We start from the raw sequence: 9,724 nt of genomic DNA on the forward strand, positions 1-9,724 counted from the left end.
CCCCATGACCCTCGCTGCTGCGGGCGGCGATGCCGGTGAGCGAGCCCTGGCGCAGGGACGCTGGGTCAAGCTCATCTGCGGGGCCAGCAACACGGATTTGCCTTCGATCGCTGATCTGTGTGCGCTCTATGCCGTTGCCGGTGTGCACTGCGTGGATGTGGCCGCAGATCCTGCCGTCGTGCTCGCTGCACGGGAGGGTTTGGCCTGGGCTGAGGATCAGATCGGCAGTCGCCCATGGCTGATGGTGAGTGTCAGCGATGGCAGCGATGCCCATTTCCGTAAAGCCGAATTTGATCCGGGTCGCTGCCCTCCCGATTGCTCGCGGCCTTGCGAGCGGGTTTGCCCAGCACTGGCGATTGATCAGTTTGTGGGGGTTCTCCCTGACCGCTGTTATGGCTGTGGTCGCTGTCTGCCCGCCTGTCCTCTAGCCCTGATCACGAGCCGCGATTCGATCATCGGACGCGACGACCTGGCCGCCCTGCTTCGGGAGCTGCGGCCCGATGCCCTTGAGATCCACACGGCCCCTGGTCGGATCGCTGCCTTTCAGGCAACTCTGGCGCCCGTGATGCAGGCGGAGGTGCCCTTCAAACGCTTGGCTGTCAGCTGTGGGCTGGAAGGCCATGGCCTCACGGTCGACGATCTGGCACGGGAGCTTTGGATGCGCCACGCCGTTCTGCGTGCCTGCGGCCAACGCCCTCTATGGCAGCTGGATGGTCGACCCATGTCGGGGGATGTGGGCAGCGGCACGGCCCGAGCCGCTGTGAAGCTGTGGCAGCAGTTGCTCCCGTTCGCTCCCCCCGGGCCGCTGCAGCTGGCCGGTGGCACCAATGAGGCCACGATCACCCAGCTGCCTGAGGGGGTTGACTCAGCACCGGCTGGGGTGGCCTTCGGAGGGAAAGCCCGCACCCTGGTGCAGCCATGGCTCCTGGAGGCGCAGCAGCGAGGGCGGAATTTGCGTGACTGGCCTGAGGGTTGGTCACGAGCACTGGCTAGCGCCCGCGCGTTGATTCGACCCTGGTTGCAGCGTCACACTGGTCCGGAAGCCTGCTAGAAGGCCTTCATGGCTGGGTGAATGGTGGTGGGCCGAGGCGCATGAGCACCGAGCGGATCACTGACGATCTTGATCGCTTGCTGGCTCTGTTGCCGGCTGAGGTGCAGGTTGCTCTGCAGACGGAATCCTCCCGCGAGCAGTTGCTTGAGGTGGTGCTCGATCTGGGTCGGGTGCCCGAAGCGCGATATCCGGGCCGCTCACTGCCTCTTGGGGAGCGTTGTTTGCTCAGGGACGATCTACAGGCGACGGTGGAGCGGCTTGGTCGGTTCGGTGCTGACAACAGGGCTGGGATTGAGCGCACCCTGCACCGCATCAGTGCGATCCGCAACCGTCGCGGCGACGTGGTGGGGCTCACCTGCAGGGTTGGTCGCGCGGTCTTTGGCACCGTGGCGATGGTGCGGGATCTGCTCGATAGCGGTCAGTCCCTCCTGCTGATGGGGCGTCCTGGTGTGGGCAAGACCACGGCCCTTCGGGAGATCGCCAGGGTGCTGGCCGATGAGCTGGAGAAGCGGGTGGTGGTCATCGACACCAGCAACGAGATCGCCGGCGATGGCGACATCCCGCATCCTGCGATCGGCCGGGCCCGACGCATGCAGGTGGCCCGTCCTGAGCTGCAACACCAGGTGATGATCGAAGCCGTGGAGAACCACATGCCCGAGGTCATCGTGATCGATGAGATCGGCACTGAACTGGAAGCGCAGGCGGCCCGCACCATTGCGGAACGGGGGGTGATGCTGGTGGCGACCGCCCACGGCAATGCCCTGGCGAACCTGATTAAAAATCCGACCCTCTGTGATCTGGTGGGCGGCATTGAATCGGTCACCCTTGGAGACGAGGAAGCGCGTCGGCGCCGCAGTCAGAAAACGGTGTTGGAGCGGGCGGCCGAGCCCACCTTCCCCCTGGCCGTTGAGATGCATAGCCGGCATCGCTGGGCGGTGCATGCCGATGTCGGTCGCACGGTGGATCTCCTGCTGCGGGGGCAGACCCCTCGGCCAGAAGAAAGGGAGCTCTCTTCTGATGGATCCGTGCGCCGATGCGATCCATTGCCTGACAAGGGCACCGGCCTTGCGGTGCGGCTTCGGCCACCTCGGGACCTTCGGGAGCCGCCACGGCTCGCCATGGTGCCGACGCCGGATCCCAGTCACGTCTCGGACCAACGACAGCCTGAACTGGTATCGGAACCAGCCTCAGACGCAGCCCGCGAAGCAGCCCACAAAGCCGCCTCGACGCCGGATGTTCTTCAGGTGATCTGCTGTGGTCTCACCCCCCGCCTGGTGGAGGAGGCCAGTCGTCGCCATCGCTGGCCCGTGCAGCTTGTGGACGATCTATCCGCGGCTGATGTGGTTCTCAGTGTTCGGCAAGGCTTGGGCCGTCAACCCGACCTGCGCCGCCAGGCCCGGGAGGCGCGGGTGCCGATTCTGGTGATCAAGGCCGACACCCTGCCTCAGGTGGAGCGGGCGCTCGAGCGTTTGCTCTCGCGCCGCCTTGCTCCTGAAGCCCCCGCCTTGCCTGATGATCAGGCGGATGCGTTCGCCGCATTGGAGGAGTGTCGCCTGGCGGTCGAGCAGGTGGTTGTGCCCCAGGGGCGTCCGGTGGAACTCCTCCCTCGTAACGAGGAAGTTCGGCGCATGCAGGCCGATCTCATTGCTCGTTACCGCCTCCGTAGCGATGTGTTCGGCCAGGCGGATCAACAGCGACTGCGGGTGTTTCCGCCCTGATGACGGTCCCCTCAGCGTGCTTTTGCGGAGGGAATGGATTGACGAAGGTCACTCCGCTGTGGGTAACTATTCAAACGCCGTTCAGAGCTGCCGCGGGTAGCCACTGATTCGGAGTCAATGGGCCGTCGCCAAGTGGTAAGGCAGCGGGTTTTGGTCCCGCCATTCCTAGGTTCGAATCCTAGCGGCCCAGTTTTTCCGGTTCGATCGTGTCCAACTCCCCGTTGTTGGTCTTCGATTTCGATGGCGTGATCATCGATGGCATGGAGGAGTACTGGTGGGCTGCCAGGCAAGCCTCCATTCGTCTGATCGGCCCCGCAGCTGAAGCAGCGCTCCCTGTTGAGTTGCCCGCCCTGTTTCGCTCCAGTCGTCCCTGGGTCCATCACGGTTGGGAGATGGTCCTCCTCGCCGCTGAGCTGATGGATGCGGAGAGTCCCTTGCGGCGCCTCGGTGCCCCCCAGGACAGTGCTGACTATCTCCGTAGAACCGAGCGGTTGCTCGAGGCCCGAGGCTGGCAGCCCGCTGTGCTTCAGGAGGCGCTGGAGCAGGTGCGACGGGAGGCTGTCGCCAAGGACAGGACCTCCTGGTTGGCGTTGCATCGCCCGTTCCCTGGTGTGGTTGACCGGCTTCGCCGTTTTCAGTCGGAGGGTGTGGCTTGGTCTGTGCTCACGACCAAGGGCCGTGCCTTCGCCGCAGAGCTCCTTGACGCTCTCGATCTCCAGCCTGCTTTGCTGCATGGCCATGAAGATGGCAGTAAGCCGGAGGTGCTGCTCCAGCTGCGTGCCGTTCGCCGACTGCGAGGGTTCATCGAGGATCGCCGCGCCACCCTCGAAGCTGTGCATCGCACTCCCGGGCTGGACGATCTTCCCTGCTACCTGGTCAGCTGGGGATACCTGAAGCCCCAGGATCGCCATGGGTTGCCGGATGGAGTTCATTGGCTTGAGCCGGAGCTGTTTGCGTCCCCCTTGGCGAGCTGGCCCTGATTCGTTAACGTACATCTGTACTACATGGGACAGATGGCGTTTGGCAGGGCACTGAATGGTCTGTCCGGCGTCGGTCGTCCCGGTCGCAGCGCTTTCTGTGCTGTCCCGGCCCGTGGTCGTCAGCGCCCGTCAGCCCCTTACCGTTTCCATCCATGCCAGTCGACGTGAAATCCTCCCCGACCCCTGGTCCCGACTCTCGCCCCGGCGAGAGAGACAAAGCCCTCAATCTGGTGCTTGGCCAGATTGAACGAAATTTCGGCAAGGGTTCGATCATGCGTCTGGGAGATGCCTCCCGGATGCGGGTCGAAACGATCCCCACCGGCGCACTCACCCTCGATCTCGCCCTTGGTGGTGGCTATCCGAAAGGACGGGTGGTCGAGGTCTACGGGCCGGAAAGCTCGGGTAAGACCACGCTGACCCTCCATGCGATTGCCGAGGTGCAGCGCCGCGGCGGTGTGGCGGCTTTTGTGGATGCGGAGCACGCTCTGGATCCGGTCTATGCAGCGTCTCTGGGCGTTGATATCGAGAATCTGCTGGTCTCTCAGCCGGATACCGGTGAGATGGCCCTAGAGATCGTCGATCAGCTCGTCCGCTCCGCCGCCGTCGATATCGTCGTCGTCGATTCCGTCGCCGCCCTGACGCCTCGGGCGGAGATCGAAGGGGAGATGGGCGATCTGGCTGTCGGCAGTCAGGCCAGGCTGATGAGCCAGGCGATGCGCAAGATCACCGGCAACATCGGCAAGTCCGGTTGCACGGTGATTTTCCTCAACCAGTTGCGCCTCAAGATCGGTGTCACCTACGGGAACCCTGAAACCACGACCGGTGGTAACGCTCTGAAGTTCTATGCCTCGGTGCGTTTGGATATTCGTCGTATCCAAACGCTCAAGCGCGGCACCGAGGAGTACGGCATCCGGGCCAAGGTCAAGGTGGCGAAGAACAAGGTTGCTCCTCCCTTCCGCATCGCCGAGTTCGACATCCTGTTTGGCCGCGGCATCAGCACCCTGGGCTGCCTGCTCGATTTGGCCGAAGAGACCGGCGTGGTGACCCGTAAGGGTGCTTGGTACAGCTACGAGGGCGACAACATCGGTCAGGGGCGTGACAACACCATCACCTGGCTTGAACAGAACCCTGAGGCGAAGGATGCCATTGAGGTGCTTGTCCGTCAGAAGCTCACGGAGGGATCTGAGGTGACGGCCAACTCGATGCGCCCTCTTGCTGCTGCAGCCAGGAGTGCTTCGGCTGCTCCTAAGGCTTCCGCGACGGACGACAGCTCGGCGGCTTGATCGATCAGCGGGGGAGCGTCAGCTCCCCCGGTCTGCTCATCGCTGGGCTGTCTTGACCGTCTCGTGAACGGACTCTTCAGACGGCTGCTGAAGGAACTGTGTCACCCTCTGCAGCTCCTGGATGGCCTCAGCGCCTTCGAGTTTTACCAGTTCGCGACCATTGCGGGATTCCACCCAACTGATCCCGAAATCAGAGACCAGAAAACGCACCATGTGCTGGTCTCCCAGTTGGGCCACAAACGAGGCCCCATGGTCATCCCGGCCGTCATCACAGACGTAGCAGGTGGCCGTGACTCCACGCTTCTTGAGGCTGGTGGCCAGAGCCTGGAGGCTCATCACCAAGTCCTTGACCACCGATCGATATTGCTGAGCAAGGCGAGGAAACATGGCGACCACCAACCTGTCCCAACAATCTTAAATGTTTTCTTCAGGTTTCGCTGAACGCACTGTGTCCTGGGCTGCTGACGAAAGTCTGTGCGGAGGGTGGGACGAAACCGCTGCTTCGGCGTGATGCTCCTGGGCGAAGCCGTGCAGCGGTCCGCTGGGCAACAAGGGCATCGCGGGTCGCTCTCTACAGTGGCCCACGGCTCTCTCCTGCCGGTTGATGACGAAAGTTCTGGTTTCCGATCCCATTGATCAGGCAGGGATCGACATCCTTGGTCAGGTGGCCCAGGTTGATCAGCGCACCGGGCTTAGCGCTGAAGAACTCAAGGCGATTATTGGTGACTACGACGCCCTGATGATCCGCTCAGGCACCCAGGTGACCGCGGATGTGATCGCGGCCGCTGATCGTCTACGCATCATTGGCCGGGCCGGCGTTGGTGTTGACAACGTCGATGTGCCGGCCGCCACCCAGCGAGGGGTGCTGGTGGTGAACTCGCCGGAGGGCAACACCATTGCCGCAGCGGAGCACGCTCTGGCCCTGCTGCTTTCCCTGTCTCGCCACGTACCCCAGGCCCATGCCTCGATGCGCAATGGCGCTTGGGACCGCAAGAAATACGTTGGCAACGAGCTCTACAAAAAAACGCTCGGTGTCGTCGGTCTGGGCAAGATCGGCTCCCATGTGGCTCGCGTGGCCAAAGCGATGGGGATGGATGTGATCGCTTACGACCCGTTCATCTCCGCCGACCGCGCCCAGCAGATGCAGGTGCGCCTCACCCAGCTGGATGAGCTGTTTCGCAGCGCGGACTACATCACCCTGCATATCCCCCGGACTCCGGACACTGAGAACCTCGTCAACGCCGAGCTGCTGCGCAGCATGAAGTCCACCGCTCGCATCGTGAACTGCGCTCGCGGCGGCATCGTGGATGAGTCGGCCCTGGCCGAAGCGATCGACAACGGAGTGATTGCCGGAGCCGGTTTGGATGTCTTTGCCAGCGAGCCTCTCGCCGCTGACTCCCCTCTCCGGTCTGTGGAGCGAGGGCTGGTGCTGACGCCTCACCTGGGGGCATCCACCGAGGAGGCCCAGGAAAACGTGGCGATCGATGTGGCGGAGCAGATCCGTGATGTGCTGCTGGGGCTGCCGGCTCGCAGCGCCGTGAACATTCCCGGTCTGAGTGCCGAAATCATGGAGCGTCTTAAGCCCCATTTGCAGTTGGCGGAAACGCTGGGCCTGCTGGTCAGCCAGCTCTCAGGAGGGCAGGTTCAGGAGCTGGAGGTGCGGCTTCAAGGTGAGTTCGCCGAGCATCCTTCTCAACCTCTCGTGGTGGCCGCTTTGAAGGGGCTTCTCTCGAGTGCCCTCGGCGATCGGATCAACTATGTGAATGCGGCGCTGGAGGCAAAGAGCCGGGGCATTCACGTTCTGGAGGTGAAGGACGATGCCAGCCGCGATTTTGCCGGTGGATCCCTTCAGCTCACCACCCGTGGCGGGCAGGGTGGCCACAGCGTGACCGGTGCCGTGTTTGCCGATGGTGATCTGAGGGTCACCAGCATTGATGAATTCCCGGTCAATGTGCCTCCGAGCCGTCACATGCTCTTCACCAGGCATCGGGATATGCCTGGAATCATTGGCCATCTCGGATCCCTGCTCGGCGAGCACAACGTGAATATCGCCTCCATGCAGGTGGGGCGCCGGATCGTGCGCGGTGACGCGGTGATGGTGCTCAGCATCGATGATCCGATCCCTCCCAGCCTTCTGGCCACCATTCATGCCATCAATGGCATTCAGGAAGCCCATCCCGTGACGCTCTGAGCGCAATCAACCCATGACAGGCTCCGCTCCTTTGCGCTGGTGGCGACTTTCGTTGCCACTGGCGCCTGAACTGGAGGAGTCACTCCTCTGGAAGCTCGACAGTCTCGGTCTGCATCGTCTGTCGGTGGAACATGCGCCGGAAACCCCCGATCGGCGCACTCTTCAGCTTTGGCTGCCGGCGCCGGAATGGCCCCTGGACGAGCGCGCTGCACTCATCGCTGCCCTAGAGCCTCTGGCTTCCACCTTCGGCCTTGCCCTCCCTCAGCCGAGTTGGGTTGAGCTCGACGATGAGGACTGGAGTCTCACCTGGAAGCAGCACTGGGAGCCCGATCCTGTGGGCCGTGGCTTGCTGATCCTGCCCGCTTGGCTTGAGGTGCCCCCGGAGCACGCTGATCGCCTCGTGCTGCGGATGGACCCAGGGAGTGCTTTTGGGACGGGCAGTCATCCCACCACCAGACTCTGCCTAGAAGCGCTGGAGGAGCAGCCTCCCCTGGGGTTGAGGGTGGCGGATCTCGGTTGTGGCAGCGGCATCCTGGGGCTCGCAGCCCTTGGCTTGGGCGCTGAGGCGGTGTTGGCGGTGGACACGGACAGCCTGGCTGTCAGGGCCACCAGCGATAACGCCAGCTTGAGCGGAGCGCTGGCTGAACGACTGGAGGTCCGTCAGGGGTCGGTGGAAACCCTTGAGCAGCTGCTGGAGGGGCAGCCAGCTGACTTGCTGCTTTGCAACATCCTGGCGCCAGTGATCGAAGCCCTGGCTCCCCGTTTTCAGGCCGTTCTGCGTCCGCAAGGCCGAGCGCTGCTGAGTGGCCTTCTGGTGGATCAGGCGGCACGGTTGACGGCGGTGCTGGACGATCTGGGCTGGCAGGTGACCGCTCAGACGGCCCAGGGGCGCTGGGGCTTGCTTGAGATCCGTCGACGCGTTGCCTAATAAGCCAGCCTTATCTGTTGGTCGCCGTTTGATTGGCCTTGGCGGAAATGCTTCAAGGAAGCGCCTGTCATTGGCCCAGGCCGATGTAGATAAGTGCGGTCCTGCGGATTCGATCTTTTCGGATCTTGCACACTCCAACCATCCATGGCTTCCTACAAGGTCACTCTGATCAGCGAGAGCGAAGGTCTGAACAAGACCATCGAGGTGCCCGACGATCAGTACATCCTCGACGCCGCTGAAGAGCAGGGCATCGATCTCCCCTATTCCTGCCGTGCAGGCGCTTGCTCCACCTGCGCAGGCAAGATCACCGCTGGCACCGTGGATCAGTCCGACCAGAGCTTCCTGGACGACGATCAGATCGAAGCCGGTTTCGTGCTGACCTGCGTGGCCTACCCCACCTCCGACTGCACCATCAAGACCCACGCCGAGGAAGAGCTCTACTGAGTTCGCCCCTGCAATCGTTCGCCTTCCGAACGACTGTCCATCAGCCACCCCAAGGGGTGGCTTTTTGCTGGCAGCGTGTCAGCGTTTTCAAAGCCCGGGTCGTTGAATGACAGAGCTGCTTGAGCACGGCACGGTGCACACGAGCCCGGGGGGGCAATACAGCTTCCGGGTCATTGGCCCCTGCTGCCGTTTGTTTGACCGTGAAGAGCTTCCCTGGCCCTGCTGTCGCCTCGTCTGGCGCAGCAAGGAGCCCAGCTGGCGTCGGGTCGGCCGCCGCTTTGTGCCCGATCTTGCGGCCCGTCGCTGCCCCTCTTATGCCGTGGAGCTCTTGCAGCCCGGTTCCCGCCCGACGGCCACCGTCTTGACCCTCTTCTCCGTGCGGTTTAGTTCCGAGCTTCAGGAGTGGTGGTACAGCCGCCATCCACGGTCCCTCGATCCTGCCAATCTCTACCCGGCTTCAGCGGCGACAGAGGCATAAAAAAAACCGCCCCCCTAGGGGCGGTTCAACGACATCTCCTGGATGCCAGGTGATCGATCGGATCAGAAGTAGATCTTGCCGCCGCCCCACTGGTTCCCCTGCACCTTCGGGGCCACCAGGATGTAGCCCGCCATCAGGCGCAGGTCCTCATCGGTCAGGTCGCGCATCTGAACGAAGAGGTCGCTGCTGCGCATGCTGGGATGCACGTCAGCGATGCTGTACTCACCGTCGTAGGACGTGGGGTCCTTCATGTAGTCCACCAGGGCGTCGACGTTGTCGCGTGCCGGGGTGGCGAGGGCCAGGGTCTCGGGGTCAAGGCCAACGTTGTGGTTGGTCTTGGTAATGCCACCGGCGTGGCAGGTGCCGCAGCTGGTGTTGAAGACTTTGCGGCCGGACTTGATCTCCTGTTCGCTGAACGTCACCAGATCGCCGTTGGCATCAGCGGGAACGGTGAGCGTTTCGGCATCCCACTGGGCTGCCAGAACCGGAGAGCTGAAGGCGAGACCGATCAGCACGGGCAGCACGAGCAGCAGCCGGCTCAGGGACCGTCGCAGGGAATTGAAAAGAGAGGCCATGGAGGACGCCAGGATCTGACGGGTACACCGCACCAGGTTCTTGTATCACGGGGGGGAGGCCATCCGCCCGGGTCAG

At 63.2% G+C, this 9,724-nt stretch carries 10 protein-coding genes and 1 tRNA gene; 9 read left to right on the plus strand and 2 right to left on the minus strand.

The genetic code is table 11. The features are described 5' to 3' along the window. Positions 1–4: 4 nt before the first annotated feature. The 5 genes from H0O21_RS06170 to recA all read left to right on the plus strand — a co-directional run bounded on the left by H0O21_RS06170 (position 5) and on the right by recA (position 5,032). On the plus strand, positions 5–1,051 hold the full coding sequence (locus H0O21_RS06170) for an LdpA C-terminal domain-containing domain (RefSeq protein ID WP_185190742.1): 1,047 nt from the start codon (positions 5–7) through the stop codon (positions 1,049–1,051). Between the two features lie 41 nt (positions 1,052–1,092). After that, positions 1,093–2,769, plus strand: a complete 1,677-nt coding sequence (locus H0O21_RS06175) for an AAA family ATPase (protein WP_185190743.1) — start codon at positions 1,093–1,095, stop codon at positions 2,767–2,769. Positions 2,770–2,887: 118 nt separating this feature from the next. Further along, a tRNA-Gln gene (locus tag H0O21_RS06180) sits at positions 2,888–2,959 on the plus strand. A gap of 16 nt (positions 2,960–2,975) precedes the next feature. Further along, the gene (locus H0O21_RS06185) at positions 2,976–3,749 is read left to right on the plus strand and encodes an HAD family hydrolase (RefSeq protein WP_185190744.1); all 774 of its coding nucleotides are present in this window, start codon (positions 2,976–2,978) and stop codon (positions 3,747–3,749) included. Between the two features lie 152 nt (positions 3,750–3,901). Further along, a complete protein-coding gene (gene recA, locus H0O21_RS06190) occupies positions 3,902–5,032 on the plus strand; it encodes a recombinase RecA (RefSeq protein WP_131454707.1) in 1,131 nt (376 codons plus the stop codon). Positions 5,033–5,068: 36 nt separating this feature from the next. On the opposite strand, the gene H0O21_RS06195 is transcribed toward recA, so the two are convergent. Then, complete coding sequence (locus tag H0O21_RS06195; RefSeq protein WP_185190745.1) at positions 5,069–5,419, minus strand: DUF1815 family protein; 351 nt, start codon at positions 5,417–5,419, stop codon at positions 5,069–5,071. A 217-nt stretch (positions 5,420–5,636) separates the two neighbouring features. On the opposite strand from H0O21_RS06195, the gene serA reads away from it, so the two are divergent. The 4 genes from serA to H0O21_RS06215 all read left to right on the plus strand — a co-directional run bounded on the left by serA (position 5,637) and on the right by H0O21_RS06215 (position 9,073). Then, positions 5,637–7,223: a phosphoglycerate dehydrogenase gene (gene serA, locus H0O21_RS06200; protein WP_185190746.1), complete on the plus strand. Its 1,587-nt coding sequence runs from the start codon at positions 5,637–5,639 to the stop codon at positions 7,221–7,223. Between the two features lie 13 nt (positions 7,224–7,236). After that, positions 7,237–8,151 (plus strand): 50S ribosomal protein L11 methyltransferase, encoded by a 915-nt coding sequence (gene prmA / locus H0O21_RS06205; RefSeq protein WP_131454704.1) that lies wholly within the window; start codon positions 7,237–7,239, stop codon positions 8,149–8,151. Between the two features lie 144 nt (positions 8,152–8,295). Further along, complete coding sequence (locus tag H0O21_RS06210) at positions 8,296–8,595, plus strand: ferredoxin (protein ID WP_131454703.1); 300 nt, start codon at positions 8,296–8,298, stop codon at positions 8,593–8,595. A gap of 106 nt (positions 8,596–8,701) precedes the next feature. Then, positions 8,702–9,073, plus strand: a complete 372-nt coding sequence (locus H0O21_RS06215; protein ID WP_185190747.1) for a hypothetical protein — start codon at positions 8,702–8,704, stop codon at positions 9,071–9,073. A gap of 62 nt (positions 9,074–9,135) precedes the next feature. On the opposite strand, the gene psbV is transcribed toward H0O21_RS06215, so the two are convergent. Beyond that, entirely contained in the window at positions 9,136–9,648 is a 513-nt protein-coding gene (psbV, locus tag H0O21_RS06220; protein ID WP_221625470.1) for a photosystem II cytochrome c-550, read from the minus strand. Positions 9,649–9,724: the final 76 nt, after the last annotated feature.

The sequence above is a fragment of the Synechococcus sp. HK01-R genome (assembly GCF_014217855.1).
In the GTDB taxonomy this organism is placed as follows: Bacteria; Cyanobacteriota; Cyanobacteriia; order PCC-6307; family Cyanobiaceae; genus Synechococcus_C.

Excerpts from the sequence above, each read along its gene's own strand:
- serA (WP_185190746.1), top strand. The coding sequence starts at position 5,637 with ATGACGAAAGTTCTGGTTTCCGATCCCATTGATCAGGCAGGGATCGAC.
- prmA (WP_131454704.1), top strand. The coding sequence starts at position 7,237 with ATGACAGGCTCCGCTCCTTTGCGCTGGTGGCGACTTTCGTTGCCACTG.
- H0O21_RS06215 (WP_185190747.1), top strand. The coding sequence starts at position 8,702 with ATGACAGAGCTGCTTGAGCACGGCACGGTGCACACGAGCCCGGGGGGG.
- recA (WP_131454707.1), top strand. The coding sequence starts at position 3,902 with ATGCCAGTCGACGTGAAATCCTCCCCGACCCCTGGTCCCGACTCTCGC.
- psbV (WP_221625470.1), bottom strand. The coding sequence starts at position 9,648 with ATGGCCTCTCTTTTCAATTCCCTGCGACGGTCCCTGAGCCGGCTGCTG.
- H0O21_RS06170 (WP_185190742.1), top strand. The coding sequence starts at position 5 with ATGACCCTCGCTGCTGCGGGCGGCGATGCCGGTGAGCGAGCCCTGGCG.
- H0O21_RS06195 (WP_185190745.1), bottom strand. The coding sequence starts at position 5,419 with ATGTTTCCTCGCCTTGCTCAGCAATATCGATCGGTGGTCAAGGACTTG.
- H0O21_RS06210 (WP_131454703.1), top strand. The coding sequence starts at position 8,296 with ATGGCTTCCTACAAGGTCACTCTGATCAGCGAGAGCGAAGGTCTGAAC.
- H0O21_RS06175 (WP_185190743.1), top strand. The coding sequence starts at position 1,093 with ATGAGCACCGAGCGGATCACTGACGATCTTGATCGCTTGCTGGCTCTG.